Source organism: Micromonospora sp. H33, assembly GCF_052068455.1.
Taxonomy (GTDB): domain Bacteria; phylum Actinomycetota; class Actinomycetes; order Mycobacteriales; family Micromonosporaceae; genus Micromonospora.
On sequence record NZ_JBQHDE010000001.1, the window covers coordinates 918,975 to 940,796 of the forward strand.

At 72.2% G+C, this 21,822-nt stretch carries 19 protein-coding genes and 1 tRNA gene; 9 read left to right on the forward strand and 11 right to left on the reverse strand.

The genetic code is table 11. The features are described from left to right. The first annotated feature begins 35 nt into the window (after window positions 1-35). Window positions 36-713: a GOLPH3/VPS74 family protein gene (locus ACTMS0_RS04380; RefSeq protein ID WP_441153757.1), complete on the forward strand. Its 678-nt coding sequence runs from the start codon at window positions 36-38 to the stop codon at window positions 711-713. 59 nt (window positions 714-772) lie between these two features. Here the strand turns inward: ACTMS0_RS04380 and ACTMS0_RS04385 are convergent, their stop codons facing one another. Beyond that, window positions 773-2,968, reverse strand: a complete 2,196-nt coding sequence (locus ACTMS0_RS04385; RefSeq protein ID WP_441153758.1) for a (Fe-S)-binding protein — start codon at window positions 2,966-2,968, stop codon at window positions 773-775. Between the two features lie 298 nt (window positions 2,969-3,266). Beyond that, on the reverse strand, window positions 3,267-3,530 hold the full coding sequence (locus tag ACTMS0_RS04390; RefSeq protein ID WP_441153759.1) for a cell division protein CrgA: 264 nt from the start codon (window positions 3,528-3,530) through the stop codon (window positions 3,267-3,269). Between the two features lie 225 nt (window positions 3,531-3,755). Between ACTMS0_RS04390 and ACTMS0_RS04395 the strand changes: the two genes are divergently transcribed. The 4 genes from ACTMS0_RS04395 to ACTMS0_RS04410 are packed head-to-tail and all read left to right on the forward strand — an operon-like array spanning window position 3,756 to window position 7,383. Continuing rightward, complete coding sequence (locus tag ACTMS0_RS04395) at window positions 3,756-4,559, forward strand: DUF881 domain-containing protein (RefSeq protein ID WP_441153760.1); 804 nt, start codon at window positions 3,756-3,758, stop codon at window positions 4,557-4,559. Next, window positions 4,556-6,448, forward strand: a complete 1,893-nt coding sequence (locus ACTMS0_RS04400; protein ID WP_441153761.1) for a class E sortase — start codon at window positions 4,556-4,558, stop codon at window positions 6,446-6,448. Before ACTMS0_RS04395 ends, ACTMS0_RS04400 begins: the two co-directional genes overlap by 4 nt. A gap of 5 nt (window positions 6,449-6,453) precedes the next feature. Further along, complete coding sequence (locus ACTMS0_RS04405; protein WP_441153762.1) at window positions 6,454-6,729, forward strand: hypothetical protein; 276 nt, start codon at window positions 6,454-6,456, stop codon at window positions 6,727-6,729. A 3-nt stretch (window positions 6,730-6,732) separates the two neighbouring features. Next, a complete protein-coding gene (locus tag ACTMS0_RS04410) occupies window positions 6,733-7,383 on the forward strand; it encodes an aminodeoxychorismate/anthranilate synthase component II (RefSeq protein ID WP_441153763.1) in 651 nt (216 codons plus the stop codon). 14 nt (window positions 7,384-7,397) lie between these two features. Here the strand turns inward: ACTMS0_RS04410 and pknB are convergent, their stop codons facing one another. From pknB to ACTMS0_RS04445, 7 genes are read right to left on the reverse strand one after another with little or no spacing between them, the layout of a single operon-like run. Then, the gene (gene pknB, locus ACTMS0_RS04415) at window positions 7,398-9,206 is read right to left on the reverse strand and encodes a Stk1 family PASTA domain-containing Ser/Thr kinase (RefSeq protein WP_441153764.1); all 1,809 of its coding nucleotides are present in this window, start codon (window positions 9,204-9,206) and stop codon (window positions 7,398-7,400) included. Next, window positions 9,203-10,582, reverse strand: coding sequence for a protein kinase domain-containing protein (locus tag ACTMS0_RS04420; RefSeq protein ID WP_441153765.1), 1,380 nt, complete (start codon window positions 10,580-10,582; stop codon window positions 9,203-9,205). The genes pknB and ACTMS0_RS04420 overlap by 4 nt, the downstream gene beginning before the upstream one ends. A gap of 1 nt (window position 10,583) precedes the next feature. Further along, window positions 10,584-12,089 (reverse strand): peptidoglycan D,D-transpeptidase FtsI family protein, encoded by a 1,506-nt coding sequence (locus ACTMS0_RS04425; RefSeq protein WP_441153766.1) that lies wholly within the window; start codon window positions 12,087-12,089, stop codon window positions 10,584-10,586. Continuing rightward, window positions 12,086-13,576 (reverse strand): FtsW/RodA/SpoVE family cell cycle protein, encoded by a 1,491-nt coding sequence (locus ACTMS0_RS04430; RefSeq protein ID WP_441153767.1) that lies wholly within the window; start codon window positions 13,574-13,576, stop codon window positions 12,086-12,088. The genes ACTMS0_RS04425 and ACTMS0_RS04430 overlap by 4 nt, the downstream gene beginning before the upstream one ends. 28 nt (window positions 13,577-13,604) lie before the next feature. Beyond that, window positions 13,605-15,041, reverse strand: coding sequence for a PP2C family protein-serine/threonine phosphatase (locus ACTMS0_RS04435; RefSeq protein WP_441153768.1), 1,437 nt, complete (start codon window positions 15,039-15,041; stop codon window positions 13,605-13,607). Continuing rightward, complete coding sequence (locus ACTMS0_RS04440) at window positions 15,038-15,523, reverse strand: FHA domain-containing protein FhaB/FipA (RefSeq protein WP_111134465.1); 486 nt, start codon at window positions 15,521-15,523, stop codon at window positions 15,038-15,040. Before ACTMS0_RS04440 ends, ACTMS0_RS04435 begins: the two co-directional genes overlap by 4 nt. Before the next feature lie 6 nt (window positions 15,524-15,529). Next, entirely contained in the window at window positions 15,530-16,318 is a 789-nt protein-coding gene (locus ACTMS0_RS04445; RefSeq protein ID WP_088996759.1) for an FhaA domain-containing protein, read from the reverse strand. A gap of 223 nt (window positions 16,319-16,541) precedes the next feature. Between ACTMS0_RS04445 and ACTMS0_RS04450 the strand changes: the two genes are divergently transcribed. The 3 genes from ACTMS0_RS04450 to ACTMS0_RS04460 all read left to right on the forward strand — a co-directional run bounded on the left by ACTMS0_RS04450 (window position 16,542) and on the right by ACTMS0_RS04460 (window position 18,609). Further along, window positions 16,542-16,627 (forward strand) — tRNA-Leu (locus tag ACTMS0_RS04450). Window positions 16,628-16,732: 105 nt separating this feature from the next. Continuing rightward, window positions 16,733-17,806 carry an NAD-dependent epimerase/dehydratase family protein gene (locus tag ACTMS0_RS04455; RefSeq protein WP_441153769.1) on the forward strand — a complete coding sequence of 358 codons (1,074 nt, stop codon included), beginning with the start codon at window positions 16,733-16,735 and terminating at the stop codon, window positions 17,804-17,806. Next, the gene (locus ACTMS0_RS04460) at window positions 17,803-18,609 is read left to right on the forward strand and encodes a WecB/TagA/CpsF family glycosyltransferase (protein ID WP_441153770.1); all 807 of its coding nucleotides are present in this window, start codon (window positions 17,803-17,805) and stop codon (window positions 18,607-18,609) included. The genes ACTMS0_RS04455 and ACTMS0_RS04460 overlap by 4 nt, the downstream gene beginning before the upstream one ends. Before the next feature lie 71 nt (window positions 18,610-18,680). Here the strand turns inward: ACTMS0_RS04460 and ACTMS0_RS04465 are convergent, their stop codons facing one another. After that, window positions 18,681-20,552 carry a S8 family peptidase gene (locus ACTMS0_RS04465; protein ID WP_441153771.1) on the reverse strand — a complete coding sequence of 624 codons (1,872 nt, stop codon included), beginning with the start codon at window positions 20,550-20,552 and terminating at the stop codon, window positions 18,681-18,683. Window positions 20,553-20,771: 219 nt separating this feature from the next. Between ACTMS0_RS04465 and ACTMS0_RS04470 the strand changes: the two genes are divergently transcribed. Further along, window positions 20,772-21,374 (forward strand): hypothetical protein, encoded by a 603-nt coding sequence (locus tag ACTMS0_RS04470; protein ID WP_441153772.1) that lies wholly within the window; start codon window positions 20,772-20,774, stop codon window positions 21,372-21,374. Here ACTMS0_RS04470 and ACTMS0_RS04475 read toward each other — a convergent pair. Further along, a complete protein-coding gene (locus ACTMS0_RS04475) occupies window positions 21,342-21,743 on the reverse strand; it encodes a hypothetical protein (protein WP_441153773.1) in 402 nt (133 codons plus the stop codon). The two genes, ACTMS0_RS04470 and ACTMS0_RS04475, sit on opposite strands and share 33 nt — an antisense overlap. Window positions 21,744-21,822 lie beyond the last annotated feature (79 nt).

A 21,822-nucleotide genomic window follows, 5' to 3' on the forward strand; every position in this document is an offset into this window, starting at 1 on the left:
GGCAGCTTCTGGCCCGGCCGGGTTACCGTCAGGACATGGCCCATCACACGCTCGCCCACGACCTGGCCCTGCTCAGTTACGACGACGAGGGTGTGAACCGGCTCGGCCGGCCGGCGCTCGACCACGGGCTCGCCGGTGCGCTGCTGGTGGAGCTGGCGATCGCCGGCCGGGTCGCGGTCGCCGACGAGCGCCTGGTGGTGACGGACCTCAGCCCGGTCGGTCAGCACCAGCTCGACGAGGCCCTGCACCGGATCAGCGAGGACCCGAAGCGGCGCCGGCCGAAGGAGTGGGTGACCCAGCTCGCGAAGGACCTGCCCGAGCAGATCCTGGACGGGCTGGTGACGGCCGGCGTGCTGCGCCGCGAGTCGGACCGCGTCCTCTGGGTGTTTCCGCGTACCCGCTATCCGTCGTCGACCGGCGGGGAGCCGGAGGCGGAGACGGCGGCCCGGCGGTTGATGTCCGCGGCGGTGGCCGGCGACGGGCCGGTGGACCAGCGCACGGCCGCGCTGCTCGGCCTGGTCCACGCCGTGGGGCTGCACCGCACGCTGTTCCGGGAGCTGCCGAAGGACAACGTGAAGCGGCGGCTCGCCGAGATCGGTGCCGGCGACTGGGCGTCGGCGGCAACGCGGACGGCGATCACGGAGACCCAGGCCGCGGTCCTGCTGGCGACGTCGGCCGCCACCGCGGCCATCATGGTCACCACCACCAGCTGAACGACCGACGGCGGCGGCACCATCGGGTGCCGCCGCCGTCGCAGGTCCAGGCGTACGCGTCAGCCGGCGACCGGCTCGCTCTCCTTCTCGCCCTGCGTCTGCTCGGGCTTGACCGAGCGCAGCAGCACGCTGGCCACGTCGACCACCTCGACCTGCTCGCCGGCGCCCTTGCCGTTCACGCCGTCGTTCAGCATCGTCGAGCAGAACGGGCAGCCGACCGCGACCGTCTTCGCACCGGTGGCCATGGCCTCCTCGACCCGGTCCACGTTGATGCGCTTGCCGATCCGCTCCTCCATCCACATCCGGGCACCGCCGGCACCGCAGCAGAAGGAGCGCTCGCTGTTACGCGGCATCTCGGTGATCTCGCCCTGGATGGCGTCACCCAGCACCTCGCGCGGGGCGGCGAAGACCCGGTTGTGCCGGCCCAGGTAGCAGGGGTCGTGGTAGGTGACGCCGCCGTCGACCGGCTGCACCGGGGTCAGCTTGCCGGTGGCGACCAGGTGGGCCAGCAGCTGCGTGTGGTGGACGACCTCGAACTCGCCGCCGAGCTGGCCGTACTCGTTGCCCAGGGTGTTGAAGCAGTGCGGGCAGGTCGCGACGATCTTCCGCTTGCCCTTCTCGCGACCGTCGAACGCCTCGTTCAGGGTCTCGACGTTCTGCTGGGCGAGCATCTGGAAGACGAACTCGTTGCCGATGCGCCGGGCCGGGTCGCCGGAGCAGGTCTCGCCCTCGCCCAGGATCGCGAACTTGACGCCCGCCTCGTTGAGCAGCGTGGCGACCGCCCGGGTGGTCTTCTTGGCCCGGTCCTCGAAGGCGCCGGCGCAGCCGACCCAGAACAGGTACTCGAAGTCGTCGACCTCGCCGACCCGTGGCACCTCGAAGTCCAGGCCCTTGGTCCAGTCCTCGCGGGTGTTCTGCGGGGCGCCCCACGGGTTGCCCTTGTTCTCCAGGTTGCGGAGCATCACGCCGGCCTCGGACGGGAAGCTCGACTCGATGAGCACCTGGTAGCGGCGCATGTCGACGATGTGGTCGACGTGCTCGATGTCGACCGGGCACTGCTCGACGCAGGCGCCGCAGGTGGTGCAGGACCACAGCACGTCCGGGTCGATGACGCCGTTCTCCTCGGCGGTGCCGATGAGCGGCTTGTCGGCCTCGGCGAGCGCCAGCACGTCCATGTGGGCGAGCTGCGCGGCGGTCGCCTTCTCCTCACCGGTCAGGTCCTTGCCACCGCCGGCCAGCAGGTAGGGGGCCTTCGCGTACGCGTGGTCGCGCAGGCTGAGCACCAGCAGCTTCGGCGACAGCGGCTTGCCCGTGTTCCACGCGGGGCACTGCGACTGGCAGCGACCGCACTCGGTGCAGGTGCTGAAGTCCAGCAGGCCCTTCCAGGTGAACTGCTCGACCTGGGCGACGCCGAACTGGTCCTTCTCCGGGTCGGCCTCCTCGAAGTCGAGGGGCTTGCCGTTGCTGGTCATCGGCTTCAGCGCACCGAGGCCGGAGCCCTTTCGGCCCGGGTCCCGCTTGAAGAAGATGTTGGGGAACGCCAGGAAGCGGTGCCACGCGACGCCCATGGTGACGTTCAGCGAGATCACGATGAGCCACGTCATCGAGATCATGATCTTGACGACGGCGGCGAGGCTGACCCCCGCCTCCCAGTTGGGCAGGAGGCCGCCGACCGCGTGGCTGAGCGGAGCCGCCCAGACCGGGTACTCGAAGTGGTCGGTGGCGACCTTGAAGCCCCGGATCAGGAAGCCCATGATCAGCACCGCGAGGATCACGGCCTCCACGAAGTAGCCCTGCCACATCGTGGAGCCGGTGAACCGGGAGCGCCCGCCCGGCCGGGTCGGCCGGTTGCGGAGCCGGATCGTGATCAGCACCAGGATGCTGACGATGCCGAGGATGCCGAGCCACTCGGTGACCAGGCCGTAGAGGGCCCACCCGCCGACCAGCGGCAGCCCGCCGGTGGGGGAGACGACCTCGAAGTACGCCTCCAGCACGAGCAGCGACAGCACGATGAAGCCGACCATCACGAACCAGTGCGCGGCGCCCACGACGCTCCACCGGAGCATCCGGGTGTGGCCGGCGGTCTCGGCCAGCATCGTCTTCGTCCGGGTGGCCTTGTCGCCGAAGCGCGACGGATCCGGCTGGCCCAGCCGGACCACGGCCACCATCTTCATGACCGCGCGTACGGCGAGCCACACCGCCACGGCGGTGATGGCGGCCGCGACGATCGTGGTGACGATCTGGACGCTGCCCATCGAGTCGGCCCTCCCCGGTCTGCTGCTGCCTCGAGCGGCTCGGCGACCGGTGCCCGGGTCAGGGGACGGTCGGCGTCGCCGCTGCCGCACCCTCGACCGGACCGGTCGATGACCTCGCTCCGCTCGGTCATGCAGTGCAGCCTACGCGCAAGGTTACCCAGCGGTAACGTGAGTCTTCTCGCACCTCGGCCACGCCGCCCTGCGCACACCATAGGGTGCCCCGCCCGGCGCTGCCGGGCAGGGGCCGTGTCGAGTGACGTGGTCCCTCCCGGCGACGGCCGGGAGGGGAGTCAGGAGCTCAGCGCCAGCGCGAGAGCAGGATCAGGGAGGCGACCATGGCGCCGAAGCCCACCGCGAGGTTCCAGTAACCCCACGCCATGACCGGGTACTGCTGCTCGGAGAGGTAGTAGACCACCAGCCAGCCGATGCCGGCGACGATGAGCGCGACCGCCGTGATGGGCAGCCAGACCGGGCTAGGCTTGCGCGTCGCCGCCGTCGCCGTCGGACGCACGTCCGTCGGCGGGGTGTACACCTTCTTCTTGCGGACCTGAGACTTGGGCACGACGCTCTCCAGAGGGGGTGACGACCTCGTCCGGCCTGACAACCGGGCGCGAGGGCGACGGTCCTTGGCCAATAATGTTCGACAGCTAGCGTAGTCCCGAAGACCCGTCCAGGCCACGAAAGGGTCTTCTCCGGTGCTCGGACACCCCGATCGGGGGCCGGACGGGTCGCCGGCCGGCGGCGTCGCCGGGACGGGTTGGCACGTGACGAGGGGGAGGAACGCCCCGTGGAGTACACATCCGGCGCGGCCTCCTGGCAGAAGGTCCTCCGGCGGGCCGGCGCGGCGCTGCTGCGACGCCCCCAGCAGCGACGCCCCGGATGGTCGATCGGCGTGCCGCTGATCGCGGCGGCGGCCGGGCTGCTCTTCACCACGACCGCCACCACGGCCGGGGGGACGACCCTGCGCGAGGACCGGCGCCCCCAGCTCAACCAACTCATCCAGGACCGCCGGGACGAGGTGGCGGCGAGCGAGCAGCGGGCCGCCACGCTCCGCGAGGAGGTCGAGGGCCGCACCACCGCCCTCGCCGAGTCGGACGGGCCGATCAAGGAGCAGCAGGACCGGGCGGCGGCCAGCCGCCAGGCGGCCGGCTTCACCGAACTCACCGGGCCCGGTGTGATCGTGGAACTCAACGACGCCCCGCGCCGCGGGGACGGCACACTGCCCGCCGGGGCGACCAACGACGACCTGGTCGTCCACCAGGGTGACGTGCAGGCCGTGGTGAACGCGCTCTGGGCCGGCGGCGCGGAGGCCATGTCAATCATGAACGTCCGCGTGCTCGCCACCAGCGCGGTACGCTGCGTCGGTAACACCCTGCTGCTGCACGGCCGGGTGTACTCCCCTCCGTTCAAGATCGTAGCGATCGGTGATCCCGCCGCCCTCACGCGGGCCCTCGCCGAGTCTGAGGGAGTCCGGTTGTTCAGGGATCTGGTCGACACCTACAAGCTCGGATACTCGGAGACCGTCTCGACCGTCACGGTGCCGGCGTTCGATGGCTCGACGACACTGCGCTCGGCGACGGTGCCCAGGTGACCAGGGCACCGGACGACTGGTGGGACGACCGGGACGGCCGGCACCGAAACCGGAGCGACGAGCCCACGGCGTTCCTGCGCAAGGTCGACCGTCCGGCCCGCGATCCCCACCCTCCGGAGCACCCACCGGCGGCTCCGGGCCCCCCGCCGAACCAGCCGCCGCAGCCGTCCGGCGCACCACCGTACGCGGCGAACCGGCCGGCCATACGCTGGCCCGAGCCGATGCTGCCACCCCGGTCGCCCGCACCGCACCGCCCGGCCCCGGCCGATGATGCCCGACCCCCGCTCCATGCTGGGCCCGGCTCCGCCCACGACCCGCGGACCGGCACTCCACCGCACGACACCCGAGCCGGTGCCGCGCCCCACGACCTGAAGGCCGGTGCCGCCCCGCACGACCCCAGGGCCGCTGGCGGGCCGCACGGCGGCATCCGGCCGGATTTCACCCGGTACGAGACCGCTCCCTCGGAGCAGACCTGGCCCACCTCACCCGCGGTCGGGAGCCCAGCCGCCCCCGAAGGCGTTCCCGGGCCCGATCGCGCCGCTCCGCCGCGGTGGCCCGGCTCGGGGGCCGCACCGCTTCCCCCGCCGCAGGACACCACGCGACACCCGGACCAGCTCGGGCACCGTCCACCGGTCGACGCGGACACCACCCGTTCGACAACGCCGCCGCAGCCCGGCCCCGTACAGTCCGCCACACCGCAGCCGGCCCCGCCGCAGCCCGCGGCCCCCGGTGAGCCCGCCCGGGAGGTCGGGCCGGCGCGCTACCGCGACGACGCCCGGCCGGTCACCGCCGGCTCCGGCCCCGGCCGGGAGGCCCCCGCGCCGCCCCGCGACCGGGCCACCAGCGTCGGTGACGCCCCGACCGCGATCATGCCCCTGGCGACGTCGCGCCGGGACGCCGGCCCGGCCGCGGGTGGCGGGATCCCGCGCACCGACGCCGCTCCGGTCTCCCCGGCCCGGCCCGCCGACCCGAACGCCACCGCGCTGATCCCGCCGGTGCCCGGCCGTACGCCGCCGGTTCCCGCGCTCGACTCGACCGCCCTGATGGGTGCCGTCCCCCGCCCGCCCCGCACCGAGGAGCCGGCCGGTGACGGCGGGTCGCCGGAACCGCCCCCGCCGCGCCGGGGCGAACGGGTCGTCAAGCTGCGCCCGGAGCAGACCGGCGAGGGCTACCGGAGCGTCTACTCGGAGCTGACCCGTCCCACGCTCGGCTCCCGCCTCCGCACCGGCGTCCGCGTCACCGGGGAGCTGCTCATCACCTTCGGCCTGGTGGTGCTCCTGTTCGCCGGGTACGAGGTCTGGGGCAAGTCGGCGATCGTCGACGCCCATCAGAACGACCTCAGCCAGCAACTGGCCCAGGCCTGGGGCCCGACCGGCGACCCCACCGTCGCCCCGTCCGCCGGCCCGTCCGCGTCCGCCAAGCCGCCGGCGCCGGTGCAGGGCAAGCCGATCGCCGGGCTCTACATCCCGAAGCTCGACAAGAACTGGGTCGTCGTCGAGGGCGTCACCCAGAAGGACATCCGGTACGCGCCGGGTCACTACCCGACGAGTGCGATGCCCGGCCAGGTGGGCAACTTCTCCGTCGCCGGGCACCGCAACCGGGCGACCTTCTGGCGGCTGGACGAGCTGGACGAGGGCGACACGATCGTGGTGGAGGACCGCGACAACTGGTACGTCTACCAGGTGACGCGCAACCACATCGTCAAGCCGACCCAGGTGGAGGTGGTCGCCCCGGTGCCGGGGAAGCCCGGCGCGCGGCCGACCGCGGCGATGCTCACCCTCACGACCTGCAACCCCAAGTTCGACAACTACGAGCGCCTGATCATCCATGCGGAGCTGACCCGTAAGCAGGCCAAGTCGGCGGGTCGCCCGGCGGAGCTGGGGAACTGAGGACCATGTACGCCTGGATCTGGCGGAAACTGCCGTTCGGTCTGCCCGGCAAGCTCACCGGCAGCCTGCTCTTGGCCGCAGCCATGGTGGCGCTGCTCTGGTACGTGGTCTTCCCCTGGGCGGAACCGCTGCTGCCGTTCGACGACGTGCAGGTCACCCAGGACTCCGGCGTACCCGGTGATCCGCTGCCCGGTGACGGGGAGGCGCCCGCCGGCGACGAGCACGACCTGCCGTACGACACCGACGAGAACAACAGCCCGCCCCCCTCCCCGGAAGAGTGACCCGTGCGCGTTCTGGTCATCGACAACTACGACTCGTTCGTCTTCAACCTGGTGCAGTACCTGGGCCAGCTCGGCGTTGACTGCGAGGTACGCCGCAACGACGAGATCAGCGTCGCCGACGTCGGGAAGGTCGGCGCGGACGGCGTCCTGCTCTCCCCCGGGCCGGGCAGCCCGGACCGCGCCGGCATCTGCCTCGACGTCATCCGGGAGTACGCGGGCACGCTGCCCCTCTTCGGCGTCTGCCTCGGCCACCAGGCGATCGGCGAGGCGTTCGGCGCGACCGTCGCCCGGGCACCCGAGCTGCTGCACGGCAAGACGTCGGAGGTGCGGCACCACGACATCGGCGTCCTGGCCGGCCTGCCCGACCCGTTCACGGCGACCCGCTACCACTCGCTCGCCGTCCTGCCGGAGACGCTGCCGGACGAGCTGGAGGTGACCGGCTGGACGGGCTCCGGCGTGGTGATGGCGATGCGGCATCGGACGCTGCCGATCGAGGGCGTCCAGTTCCACCCCGAGTCGGTGCTGACCGAGGGCGGCCACCTCATGCTGGCCAACTGGGTGGCGTCCTGCGGGTACGTCGAGGCGCTGGAGCGCGCGCCCGAACTGGCCGCCGAGGTCGACGCCCGCCGCCGCGCCGCCTTCAGCGCGAGCTGACCGGGAAAGCGCCGTCAGTCGGTCGGCTGGCGGGCCGGCGGCGAGGTCCGGAACAGCGGCAGGCCAGCCCCGCCGCCACCCGTCGGCGTGGTCGTCGGCGTCGCAGTCGGAGTCGTCGTCGGCGACTGGGTCGGCTCCTCTTCGACCGTCACGGTGATCGTCACCGTCTTGTTCTTGGCGAGCTTGGTCCGCGGCTCCGGATCCTGCGCGATCACCCGGCCGGCCTCGCTCGCCGGCACTGCCTGGCCCTCCTCGACGTCGACCTTGTAGCCGGCGTTTACCAACTCATCCCGCGCGTCCTCGACGGAGGAGTTCACCACGTTCGGCACGGTGCCGATGTTGCCCCTGGAGACGACCAGGGTGACCTCGGCGCCCTCGGCCGCCTGGGCTCCTTCATCCGGCGACACCCGGACCACGATGTCCTTGTCCTGCTCGCCGTCGGTCTCCGCGCGCTTGACCCTGAAGCCCTGGACTTCCAGTTGCCGCTTCGCGTTCTCGAAGGGCGAGCCGACCAGGGTGTCCGGGATCACCTTCGTCGCCGGACCGCCGCAGATTCGGATCGTGACGACCTGGGACGGTTCCAGGCGGGCGTTCGCGCCCGGCTCCTGGCCCACCACCCGATCCTTCTGGCAGGTGCTGTTGAAGACCTGCTCGCCGGTGTCCGGCGTCAGGTTGGCCTCGCGGATCTCCGCGAACGCCTGCTCCTGGGTCATCCCGGCAACGTCGGGCACCGTGGCCCGCTGGTCGCCCTGTTGGTTCAACAGCAGCGCGGCCACCAGCGCGATCACCGCGAGCACGCCGAGCGCGGCGAAGGTGGCGATCAGCCAGGACGACGCCTTGCGGCGGCGTGGGTCGCCGACCCGGGCCGGGATCTGCTGGGTCCGCGGGCCACCCGGCGCGGCGGGCGGATAGCCGGCGCCGGCCGGCGCGAGCTGGGTCGTCTCCTCCTCGCGCATGACCGGGGTGGCCAGCACCGGACGGCCGGCGGCGGCACGGAGCAGGTCGGCCCGCATCTCGCCGGCGCTCTGGTAGCGGTTCAGCGGGTTCTTCGACAGCGCCTTGAGCACGATCGCGTCGACCGCCGGGCTGACCTCCGGGTTGAGGTCGCTCGGCGTCGGCGGCGCCTCCCGTACGTGCTGGTACGCGACGCTGACCGGGCTGTCCCCGACGAACGGCGGGTGGCCGCAGAGCAGCTCGAAGAGCACGCAGCCGGCGGCGTACACGTCGGAGCGGGCGTCGACCGCCTCGCCCCGGGCCTGCTCGGGCGACAGGTACTGCGCGGTGCCGATCACGGCGCTGGTCTGGGTCATCGTGGTGGCACCGCTGGCCAGGGCCCGCGCGATGCCGAAGTCCATGACCTTGACCTGACCGGTCTGGGTGAGCATCACGTTGCCGGGCTTGATGTCCCGGTGGATGATGCCGTGCCGGTGGCTGAACTCCAGCGCCGCGCACATGTCGGCGCAGATCTCCAGCGCCCGGCGCGGCTGGAGCCGGCCCTCGGCGCCCAGCACCTCCTTGAGGGTGCGCCCGTTGACGAACTCCATCACGATGAACGGCAGGGTCTCGCCGGTGGGCGCCTGCTCCTCGCCGGTGTCGTAGACGGCGACGATGGCCGGGTGGTTGAGGGACGCGGCGTTCTGCGCCTCCCGGCGGAACCGCATCTGGAAGGTGGCGTCCCGGGCCAGGTCCGTCCGGAGCATCTTGATCGCGACGTCCCGACCGAGCCGCAGGTCGCGACCGCGGTGCACCTCGGCCATGCCGCCGTAGCCGAGCAGCTCGCCGACCTGGTACCTGCCACCGAGCAGGCGGGCCTGCGCTGTCATCGCGTCTGTCGTCCTTCGCTCGTCGTCGTCACGTCGCCGCCCGGCCGGGGCAGTTGCTGTCGACGGTACGACGTTCCGGCCGGATCGTCGCGTCCGTCGAGCCGCAGCGCGCCGGACGTCACCGTCCGCGGTGCCGACGTGCCCGGTTCCCCGGGCAGCGCCGACGACCGCAGGTTGTAGGAAATCACGCCGGAGCAGACCAGTACCAGTACGGCCAGGAGGATGGCGAGGAACACCATCCCGGGCCGGGACCGGCGCGGTGGCGGCGGCGGAGGAGCGGGCTTCGGAGCGTACCCCGGTCGGGTCGGCGCCGACGGCACGGCCGCCGCGCCCTGGGGCCAGCCCGGCCCCGCCGGTGGCCGCGGGGCCGACGTGGCGTGCGCCACCACCGGTGGACGGGGCGGCGACGCCGGCGGGCGGGGCGCCTGGGGCGCGGTGGCCGGCGGCCGGTGGGCCACCGGCGGGCGGGCCGTCGACGGCGGCGGCACCTGGGCCCGGCCGGGGGCCGGCGACGCGGGGGAGACCGGATTGGCCCGGCCCGACGCGCGGGCGGCCTGGGAGAGCTGGACCTTCAACTGGCGGGCCACCCCGGCCAGCGCCGCCGCGCTCGGCCAGCGGGCCGCCGGGTCCTTCGCCATGGCCCGCTCGACCACGGCGCGCACCTGCGGCGGAATGTCGGCGGGCAGTTGCCGGGGCGTCTCCTGGACGTGCCGCATGGCGATCTCGAGGGGATTGTCCCCCTCGAACGGCCGCCGGCCGGCGAGGCACTGGTACGCGACCACGCCGAGCGCGTACACGTCCGAGGCGGAGGTGGCGACCCCGCCGGTGGCCTGCTCGGGCGAGATGTACGAGGCGGTACCGAGCACCGACCCGGCGGCGGTGAGCTGCGCCACCAGGTCGGAGCGGGCGATGCCGAAGTCGGTGAGCACGAGGGTGCCGTTCGGCCGGACGAGCAGGTTCCCGGGCTTCACGTCCCGGTGCACGATGCCCTTCACGTGGGCGGCGTGCAGCGCGTCGGCGGCCTGGGCGACCAGGGCCATCGTGCGGGCCGGGGTGAGCCGCCCGACCCGGCTCAGGGTCGCCGAGAGCGCGTCGCCCTCCACGTACTCCATCACCAGGTAGGCGATCTGCTGGTCGCTGCCGAAGTCGTAGACGTCCACCACACCGGGGTGGTTGATGGTGGCCATCGTGCGCGCCTCACCGCGGAACCGCTCGGCGAAATCCGGATCGTCGAGCAGCGCCGGGAGCAGGCTCTTCACGGCGACCGTCCGGCCGAGCACCTGGTCGGTGCCGCGCCAGACGTCGCCCATGCCGCCGCTGGCGATCCGCTCGTCGAGGCGGTACCGGTTGCCGAGCTTCACCCCGGGGCTGAGCATGTCAGCGACTCCCGGGGTCGTTGATCGCCGCCCGCATGATCTGGCCGCCGATCCGGGCCGCCTCGGCGCTGCCGCCGTCACCGGCCTCCTCCAACAGGACGCAGACCGCCGAGACGGGGTTGCCGTCCTTGTCCAGGGCGAAGCCGATGAACCAACCGTGGTCGCGGGTGTTCGGGCCGGACTGCGCGGTGCCGGTCTTGCCGCCGACGGTGTAGCCGCTGATCCGCGCGCTCCGGCCGGTGCCGTTCTCGACGACGCTCACCATCATCTCGCGCAGGTCGGTGGCCACCTGGCCGCTGACCGGCCGGCGCAGCTCGCGCGGACGGGCGGTGTAGTAGTCGGTGGTGCGGTCCGGGCCGAGGAGCTGGCGGACCAGGTACGGCCGCATCTGGCCGCCGCCGTTGGCCACGGTGGCCGCGATCAGGGCCCCCTGGAGCGGGGTCATCCGGACGTCGCGCTGCCCGATCGAGGACTGGGCGAGCGCCGCTGGGTCGTCGCCGCCGTCGGCGTTCTGCATGCTGCCGGTCCGGCTGGCCGCCACGTTGTGCCCGCCCTCGCCGAGCCGGCCGACGGTCAGGTCGTCCTGCTCGAAGCCGAACTGCCGCGCCTTCTCCTTGATGGCGTCCGCGCCGAGCCGGACGCCGAGCTGGGCGAAGCCGGTGTTGCACGACTCGGTCACCGCGTTCAGCAACGTGACCTGGGACTCCGGGCAGATCGACCGGGCCGCGTTGCGGATCGGCGAGCCGGAGGTGGGGGGCGTGTAGCTGGACCCGGCGGGGATCTGGGTCTCCTGGGTGATCCCGTTCTCCAGGGCGGCGGCGGCCACCACGATCTTGAAGGTCGAGCCCGGGGGCAGCACCTCACCGAGCGCCCGGTTTCGCAGCGGGCGGTTCGGGTCCTGCTCGAGCTGGTTGTACGCGGCGGTGGCCTCGTCGGTGTCGTGGCTGGCCAGCGGGCTCGGGTCGAAGCTCGGCATGGAGACGAGGGCCTGCACCGCACCGGTACGCGGGTCGATCGCGATGGCCGCGCCCTTGGCCACGCCGTTCTCGTTCTCGCGCAGCTGCTCGTACGCCATGTCCTGCGCCCGCTTGGAGATGGTGAGGAGCACGTTGCCGCCGGCGGTCTGGTCACCGGTGAACAGGTCCTTGACCCGGTTGGCGATCAGCTGGTCGCTGGTGCCGGCGAGGAAGTCGTTCTCCGCCTTCTCGATGCCGGTCTCGGCCAGGTTGACCGGCTTGTACCCGAGGACGTGGGCGTACTTCGCCCCGCCCGGGTAGGTGCGCAGGAACGTCAGCTCACCGCCGGTCTCCTTGCTCACCGCGAACGCCGTGCCACCGGCCTCGATGTTGCCGCGCTTGCGCTTGTACTCGGCGACCTGGACGCGACCGTTGTAGTCGCTGTTGCGGTACTCGTCCGCCTTGTAACCCTGGACCCAGTTCAGGTTCGCGAAGAGCAGCCCGAACAGGACGATCACGACGACGCCGACGCGGCGCAGGGGTGCGTTCACGGCTTGATCACCTCCGTGGGGGCACCGTGCAGCTGCTCCGGCGGGCCGCCCGCCGGCCGGGCCACCCCGCCGCCTCCGCCGGTCACCGGCCGGCGGGCACCGTCGGAGACCCGGAGCAGGACCGCGATGAGCAGCCAGTTCGCCATCAGCGAGGAGCCACCGGCGGAGAGGAACGGGGTGGTCTGGCCGGTGAGCGGGATCAGCTTGCTGATCCCGCCGACGATCACGAAGACCTGAAGGCCGAGGGTGAACGCCAGGCCGCCGGCGAGCAGCTTGCCGAACGAGTCGCGCACCGCCAGGGCGGCCCGCAGCCCCCGCTCGACGATGAGCAGGTAGATCACCAGCAGGGCGGAGAGGCCGAAGAGCCCGATCTCCTCGCCGATGCCGGCGAAGATGAAGTCGTTCTGCACCTCGGGCAGCTTGAGCGGCTGGCCGCCGCCGGGCCCGGCCCCGAAGAGGCCACCGGTGCCGAGGGCGAGCAGGCCCTGCACCAGTTGGTAGCCGTCCTCGTACGGGTCGGCGAACGGGTCCAGCCAGATCTCGGCACGCAGGTAGAAGTTGGCGAACGGCCCGCCGACCGTGCTGCCCAGCACGTACGCGAGGTAGGCACCGCCGAAGAAGAGCACGAGACCGATGAGCAGCCAGCTGACCCGCTCGGTCGCGATGTACAGCGTCACCACGAACATGCCGAAGTACAGCAGCGAGGTGCCCAGGTCCTTCTCGAAGACGAGGACCAGGAGGCTGATCAGCCAGACCACCACGACCGGACCCAGGTCCCGCCCGCGCGGGAAGTCGACGCCGAGGATCCGTCGGCTGGCCAGCGAGAGCACCTCCCGCTTGCGGACCAGGTAGTACGCGAAGAACGCGAGCAGCGCCAGCTTGGCGAACTCACCGGGCTGGATGGAGAAGCCGCCGACGCGGACCCAGAGCTTCGCCCCGTTGATCTCGGAAATGCTCGACGGCAGCACCGCCGGGATCATCACCAGCACGATGCCGGCGAGCCCCAGGGTGTACGCGTACCGGGAGATCGAGCGGTGGTCGCGGACCAGGAGGAGCAGCCCGGCGGCGAGGACCACCGAGGCCAGCGTCCAGGCGAGCTGCCGGCCCCCGGTACCGGCGAAGATCGCCAGGTCGGCCCGCTCGACGGGGGTGGCCCGGGCCAGGTCGAGCCGGCGCAGGAACCCGACCCCGAGACCGTTGAGCAGTGCGACCGCCGGCAGCAGCGCGGGGTCGGCGAAGGGGGCCAGGAACCGGATCGCCACGTGCAGGCCGAGGAAGACCGCGCTGAGCGCGGCGGCCGGAACCCAGAAGTCCGGGGTGACGGTCTCGAGCACGTTCGCCTCGACCATCGCCGCGTACGCGGCGACCAGCACCATCGCGAGCAGCAGCAGGGACAGCTCGGCGTTGCGCCGCGACCGGGCCAGGCGCACACCGGGCTGCCCACCCGTGGTGGCGGGCGGGGATGCCGGGGTGGCCGCTGCGGTCACGGATCGTCCTGACGGGTCGAGCCGACGCTCACTCGGGCGACCGGCAGGCGGCCGGGTCGACGGTCGGCGTGACCGGATCCGAGGGCAGGGCGTCGGGCGTGGTGGTCGGGGCGGCCGGCACGCCGGTCGCGGCCGGCGTGCTCGGCGCCGCGCTGGCGGTGGGCGCGGCCGTCCCCGGCGCCACGGTCGGCGTCGGCGTGGCCGTGACGGTGACCGCGCTCGGCGTCGGGCTCGGCGGGCAGGTCGGCTTGAGGTTGGGGTTCGTCGGCGTGTCGGCGGTCAGCTCGGCCAGCCGGCGCTCCGCGTCCGGCTCGCTCTTCGCCGGGATGCCCTGCTTGACCTGCTCCTGCGCGGCGAGGGTGAGGTCGTCCAGCTCGGCCGGGCTGGTGGAGTGCACGGCGGAGAGATCCATGCCGGCGATCTGGCCCTGGATGCCCCGGAAGACGGCGACCTGGCCGTCCTCGGTGGCGCCCACGTAGTACTGCCGCTGCGTGTAGCTCCACCCGCCGAACACCGCCCCGCCGAGCAGGACGAGCAGCGCCAGCGTCATCGCCGCGGCGCGCACCGGGCGGTGCCGGCGGCGCTCCGGCTCGTCGTCGGCGCCGGCCGTCGGCTCCTCGGGCGCGGCCGGTCGGGGCGCGGAGAGCGCCGAGGCGCGGGCCGCCGGCGTGGAGACGTCGGCGGAGGTGGCCATGCCCCGGTCCCGGGAGGCGGCGCCGCCGACGATCGGGCTCGCCTCGACGATGTCCTGGTCGGTCGCGTCGGCGATGATCACGGTGATGTTGTCGGGGCCGCCGCCGCGCAACGCGAGCTGCACCAGCCGCTCGACGCACTGCTGCGGATCGACGTACTCGCGCAGGGTCTCCGCGATGGTGTCCGCGCTGACCACGCCGGACAGACCGTCGCTGCAGATCAGGTACCGGTCACCGGGGAGCACCTGACGGACCGAGTACTCCGCGTCGATGTCCCGGCCGTCGAGCGCCCGGGTCAGCAGCGACCGCTGCGGGTGGCTGCTCGCCTCCTCGGCGCTGATCCGGCCCTCGTCGACGAGCATCTGGACGTACGTGTCGTCCTTGGTGATCTGGGCGAACTCGCCGTGGCGCAGCAGGTACGCCCGCGAGTCACCGATGTGCACCATGCCCAGCTTGCTGCCGGAGAAGAGGATCGCGGTGAGCGTGGTGCCCATGCCCTCCAGCTCGGGGTTGGCGTCCACGGTCTCGCGGAGCTGTTGGGTGGCGTTGTTGACGGCCGAGCGGAGCGCGTCGACGAGGGCGTCACCGGGGACGTCCTCGTCGAGCGGCGCCATGGCACCGATGACGATGTTGCTGGCGACGTCACCGGCAGCCATGCCGCCCATGCCGTCGGCGACGGCGAGTAGCCGCGGCCCGGCGTAGACGGAGTCCTGGTTACCGTCTCGGATCAGACCGCGGTCGCTGTGGGCCGCATAGCGCAGGGTCAGAGTCATGGCCGTAATTCGAGTGAGGTGCGGCCGATACGGATCGGCACGCCGAGGGGGACGGGGGTTGGTCCGGTGACCTTAGCGCGATCCAGGTACGTGCCGTTAGTCGAACCGAGGTCCTCGACGAACCACTGCCCGTCGCGCGGCACGAGCCGGGCGTGTCGCGCGGAGGCGTAGTCGTCGGTGATCACGAGGGTGGAGTCCTCGGCGCGACCTATGGTGATCTGCGCTTCACCGAGCGTGATGCGAGTGCCCGCCAGTTGACCGGCGGTCACCACCAACTGGTGCGCCGCCCGTCCCCGCTTCGCCTTGGCCGGCTTCGCCGCCTGCCCGAGGGAGGCGCCGACGGCGCGCGGCGCCGCCACCAGCCGGCCCGACCGGGCACCCGCGAAGAGGTCGCGGCGGATCACTCCGACCACCGTGAACACGAAGATCCACAGCAGGATCAGGAACCCGAACCGGGCGACGGTGATGACGAGTTCCGGCAAGGCGGATCAGCCGTCCACGCGGAAGGTCAGCGTCGTGGTGCCGAGCTGGATCATGTCACCGGGGTTGAGGGCGACGGCGGAGACCCGCTGGCCGTTGACCATCGTGCCGTTGGTCGACCCGAGGTCGGTCAGCACGACCTGGCCGCCGTCGAAGTCGAGCCGGGCGTGCCGGCGGGAGATGCCGACGTCGGGCAGGCGCAGGTTGGCCTGGTCGCCACGGCCGATGACGGTCGAGCCCATCTGGAGCGGGTAGGTGCGCCCGTCACCGGAGACGAGCCGTACGTTGCGGCCGCCGCCGTGGCCGGGCGGCGGGCCGTAGCCGCCCCCCTGGTCGTACGCGGGGTACGCCGGCGGGCCGGCGTCGTAGCCCGGCGCGGAGACCGGGGCGACCTCGCCGCCTGTGTAGACCTCGGCGGTGACCCGGAACATGCCGGTGTCGAGGCCCTCACCTCGTTCGATCTCGACGATCACGTCGCCGTAGACCGTCCACGCCTGCTCGCCGATGAACTCCGCCTGCGACTGGGCCAGCTCCTGGGCCAGTGCGGCGGCGTACGGCGCCAGACGGCTGTGGTCGTACGGCGAGAGATCGATCACGTAGCGGTTGGGCACCAACGTGCGCCCACCGGCCAGGATCGCCTTGTGCGCCTCGGCCTCCCGCTGCATGGCGTTGAGGATCTCCACGGGGTGGACCACCCCTTTGAAGACCTTGGCAAAGGCCCCTTCGACCAGGCCTTCCAGACGCTTCTCGAAGCGTTGCAGCACGCTCACCGGCTCCTCCTCGGGTCCCGAGGACATGATGGTATCCGCCCGGCGCGCGCGCAGCTCACACGCCGCTCGGCCGTCTGGTGACGGCCCGTTCGGCCGGGCCGATCTCCTCGTGCTAATCTTTCGTCCGCCACGAACGGTAACCGCCACACAGGGTAACCGTTCGCGACAACGACCGGGAGCCGCGTAGGATGGCCGGGCCCGCTGGAGACGGCGGGGCGGGACACAGTACAGTGTTCCGGGTCGAAGCCACGGGGAAGTGGCGGAATGGCAGACGCGCACGGTTCAGGTCCGTGTGCCCGAAAGGGCGTGGGGGTTCAACTCCCCCCTTCCCCACCACGACGAGGGCTCCGCGCTAGCGGGGCCCTCGTGGCGTATCGGGGCATGTCGTCCGTCACGCTATGCTCCGATGGTTTCTGCCACCGACGGACGATGGGGTGTCGTGTGAGTGTCGCGTTCGTGACCGGGTCGGGCGGGCTGATCGGCTCCGAGGCGGTCCGGCACTTCGCCGGCCTCGGGCTCGACGTGGTCGGTATCGACAACGACATGCGGCAGGAGTTCTTCGGCGAGGAGGCCTCGACCGCCTGGAACGTCCGTCGGTTGAACGACGAACTGGGGCGGGCCTACTCGCACCACAGCGTCGACATCCGGGACCGGGACGGTCTCGCGAAGCTCTTCCGCCGCTACGGCACCGACATCGCCGTGGTGATCCACACCGCGGCGCAGCCGTCGCACGACTGGGCCGTCCGCGACCCGTTCACCGACTTCGACGTGAACGCCGCCGGCACCCTCAACGTCCTGCAGAACGTCCGCGAGCACTGCATCGAGGCGCCGGTCATCCACTGCTCCACCAACAAGGTGTACGGCGACCGACCGAACAGCCTGCCCTTTGTGGAGCTGGAGACCCGCTGGGAGATCGAGCCGGGCCACCCGTACGAGCAGGGCATCCGGGAGGACATGTCGATCGACGCCTGCCTGCACTCGATCTTCGGCGCCTCCAAGGTGGCCGCGGACGTGATGGTGCAGGAGTACGGCCGCTACTTCGACATGCGGACGGCCTGCTTCCGGGGCGGGACGCTGACCGGGCCGGCGCACTCCGCCACCGAACTGCACGGCTTCCTCGGTTACGTGATGCGGGCCAACATGGAGCGGCGGAAGTACCGGATCTACGGGTACCAGGGCAAGCAGGTCCGGGACGCGATCCACAGCTCGGACGTGGTCTCCGCGTTCGAGGCGTTCTTCCGCAACCCGCGCTCCGCCGCGGTCTACAACCTCGGCGGCGGGCGGCACTCCAACACCTCGATGCGGGAGGCCTTCGCCCTGGCCGAGCAGATTACCGGCCAGGAGATGATCTCCGAGTACGTCGAGGCCAACCGGATCGGCGACCACAAGTGGTGGATCGGTTCGAACGAGGCCTTCCAGTCCGACTATCCGGAGTGGAAGCAGGTGTACGACGTACCCATGATCATGCGCGAGATTCACGAGGCCAACGTGGACAAGTGGGTGCCCCAGGCATGAGCGGGCGGGGCAAGGGGAACGTCCTCGGCGTCCTGGTCGACGCCACCGACTACGCCGAGGCGACCGAGGCGGTCGTGGCGGCGGCGCACGAGCGGCGGCCGCTGGCCCTCACGGCCCTGGCGGTGCACGGCGTGATGACCGGGGTGCTCGACCGCGCGCACAACGCCCGCCTCAATTCGTTCGACGTGGTCACCCCGGACGGGCAGCCGGTGCGCTGGGCCCTCAACCTGCTGCACGGCGCCGGCCTGACCGACCGGGTCTACGGTCCGACGCTGACCCTGCACGTGCTCCGCCGCTTCGCCGAGGAAGGGCTCCCGGTCTACCTGTACGGGTCCACCGAGGAGACGCTCGCCCGGTTGATCCCGGCGCTGGAGCGGATGTTCCCGGCCCTGAAGATCGCCGGGGTGGAGCCGTCCAAGTTCCGTGCCGTCCAGCCCGGCGAGGACGTCGAGATCGCCGATCGGATCAAGGCCAGCGGGGCCCGGCTCGTCCTGGTCGGGCTGGGCTGCCCCCGCCAGGAGGTCTTCGCGTACGCCATGCGGCCGCTGCTGGACATGCCGCTGATGGCGGTCGGCGCGGCCTTCGACTACCACGCCGGCCTGCTCAAGCAGCCGCCGCCGTGGATGCAGCGGGCCGGCCTCGAATGGTTCTGGCGGCTCGGCCTGGAGCCGAAGCGGCTCTGGCGGCGGTACGTGATCCTCAACCCCGCATACCTCGCCCGGCTCGCCGCGCAGAGGACCGGCCTGTGGAAGGCGGAGCCACCCGCCCCCGCCACCGAGCGCCCCGCTGGCTTCGCGGTCTGACGACCCGTCCCCGGACGGCACGAGGCCCCTCCCGGTGATCCGGAAGGGGCCCCGGCCGTGGGAACCAGGTCTCAGAGGGTCAGGGTCCAGGTGTTGATGTAGCCGGTGTCACCGGCGTAGACGTCCCGCACCTGGAGTCGCCAGGTGCCGTTCGCCGCCTCGCCGGACAGGTTCACCGTGTAGGTGGCGTTGACGTTGTCGGCACTGTCCCAGTAGCTGCTGTTCTTCAGCCGGTACGCCGACCCGTCCGGGGCGATCAGGTCGATGACCAGGTCACCGCGCCAGGTGTGGACGATGTTCACCGCGACGCTCGAGGTCGCCGACGCGTTCCGGTTGCAGCCCGAGATCGTGATCGGGCTGGCCACCGTCGCGCCGGTGTCCGGGATCGCCACGTCGCTGCCGTTCGTCCCGGAGCATCCGCCGCCGGTGCCGGTGACCGTCAGCGAGTACGTCGCGGTCCGGGTGCCGGAGGCCGCCGTGCCGGTCACGGTCACGGTGTACGTGCCGGCCGGGGTGCTGGCCGAGGTGCTGATGGTCAGCGTCGACGACCCGCCCGAGGTGACCGTGGCCGGGTTGAACGCGGCGGTGGCGCCGGACGGCAGGCCGCTGGCCGACAGGCTCACCGACTGGGCGGAACCGTTGGTGGTGGCGGTGGCCACGGTCGCGGTGACGGAGCCGCCGGGCGCGGTGGAGCCGGAGGTCGGCGACACCGAGACCGAGAAGTCGTTGGTCGGCGGCGGGGTGTCGCCGTTGACCACGTAGAGCAGCCGGTTCGGGGTGCCGGTGCCCACGTTCGTGACCACGTTCGGGGTCGCGTTGTTGACCAGGTAGTCCCGGACCTGCTGCGGGCTCCACGACGGGTTGGCCGAGAGCACCAACGCCGCGGCCCCGGCGACGTGCGGCGACGCCATCGAGGTGCCGCTGATCGTGTTCGTCGCGGTGTCATTGGTGAGCCAGGCGGACGTGATGTTCACGCCCGGTGCCAGGATGTCCACGCAGGTGCCGAAGTTGGAGAAGCTCGCGGCGGCGTCGTTGTTCTGGGTGGCACCGACGGTGATCGCCGGACCGGCCCGGGCCGGGGAGTAGTTGCAGGCGTTCTGCCGGTTGCCGAAGATGTCGCCGTTGCCGGCGGCGACCGCGTACGTGATGCCGGAGTTGATCGAGTTGATCACGGCGTCGTCGGTGGCCGTGCTCGCCCCACCGCCCAGGCTCATGTTGACGACGGCGGGCTTGACCGCGTTCGCGGTGACCCAGTCGATGCCGGCGATGACCCCGGCATTGGTGCCGCTGCCCTGGCAGTTGAGCACCTTCACGGCCACCAGGCGGGTCGCCTTGGCGACGCCGTACGCCGTCCCGCCGACGGTGCCGGCGACGTGCGTGCCGTGGCCGTTGCAGTCGGTGTTGTTGCTGTCGGCGGTGTTGGTGCCCCACGTCGCCCGGCCGCCGAAGTCCGAGTGCGTCGTCCGGATGCCGGTGTCGATGATGTACGACGTCACGTTGCCCGCCGTGTTCGGGTACGTGTACGAGCTGTTCAGGGGCAGGTTCCGCTGGTCGATCCGGTCGAGGCCCCAGGACGGGGGGTTCGTCTGGGTGCCGGCGATCGACACGGTGTGGTTCTGCTCGACGTACGCCACCGCGGGGTCGGCGGCCATGCGGGCGGCCGCCTGCGCGCTCATCCGGAGTTCGGCACCGCGCACGGCCGCGCTGTACGTCCGGGCCACGGTGCCGCCGTGCTTGCTGACCAGCCGGTTCAGCGACGACCCGACGGCCGCACGGCTGACCGCGCTGTCCTTGAAGACCACGATGTAGCTGTCCGGGACGGCGGTTGCACCGCCGGCGCTGCGGACCGTACCCACCGGCTCGGCGGCGAGCGCCGGCGTCGCGGCGGCCACCATGGCCAGCGCGGCCACCCCGACCAGGACGCACCTGCGTGGGACACCCATCTCCTACCTCCCTCCGAACGGCCGCCGACCGTCCACCCGTTCGTGACGAGTGAATCGATGACCGCCGATCTAGCTGAGGGTAGAGCGCGGTGAACCGCGAAATGAACATGTCGAGTTGCCCATAACACGGCGGGATGGACCCTTACGGGGCCGGGTTACGGGGCGAACGGGGGGCCGGCCCGGATTCGCGCGACGCCGGATCGGGCAAGGCTGTACACCATGGAGAGTCAGCTCGTCGTCCTGCTACCGCTCGCCGTGGTGTGGTTGGCCGCCGGCTGGCTCGCGGACCGGCTGCCCCGGGCGGAGCACGCCCGCGGCCTGCGCCGGCAGGTCGGCCGGGTGCTCGCCCTGACGGTGATCGGCCTCGTCCTCACGGCGACCGTGCTGGTCGTCGGGCTCTCCGGTGGCGGATCGTCCCCGGCCGACCGCGCCGCCGCCGGGCTGGGCCTCGCCGTACCCCCGGCACTCGCGGTCGCGGCCTGCACCGTACGCCGGGTCCGTCGCCTCTGGGCGGGGGCCGGCGCCGTCGCGGCGGCGCCGCGTACGCCCGCCCCGCACGGCCTGCGTGCCGCCGCGGCCCATCCGCTGATCGGGCTCCCGGTGCAGCTCACCGGCTTGGCGATCCTGCCGGCGCTGGTCGCCACGCTCGCACCCGACCTGCTCACCGGCGCCGACGCGACCGGCCCCGCGATCACCGTCGGCGCGCTCGGTGTCGTCGCGATCGGCGTCCGTCACGCGCTGCGCCACAACCGCCTGGTGGAGCGGGCGACACCCCCGGCCCCGGCGGCGTCAGCGCGACCGGCCGGAGCCCTGCACGTATAGCAGTTCGAGGATGGCCCGGGTCGCCTCGAACCAGCGGTCCAGCCAGCCCGGCGGGGGAACGCTGCCCTTCGGCGGCAACTCCATCAGCAGGCCGCGCAGCAGTGGGTGGTCGACCAGCGACTCGGCCGGCTCCGTCGGCCAGCCGCCGGACGGGAAGGACGGCTCGGTCAGCGGGTTCGGGTCCAGCGAGGGCAGGGTGAGCGGCGGGCCGGCCAGCTCCGGAGCGGGCGCCTCCCGCTCACCGACCTCGGTGTCCGACGACACGACCTCGGTCAGCACGGTGTCCCGGCGCGCCCCCCGGTACTTGCCCCCGAACCGTTCCGGCTTGCCCGGACCGTTGGTGAGGTTCTCTGACCCGATCGTCGTCATCCGTCTCGCCTGCCTCGCTCGGTTTGCCGATCCGTGCGGCGGTTGTCGACCAACGCCGTACCGACCGGTTCAACGAGAC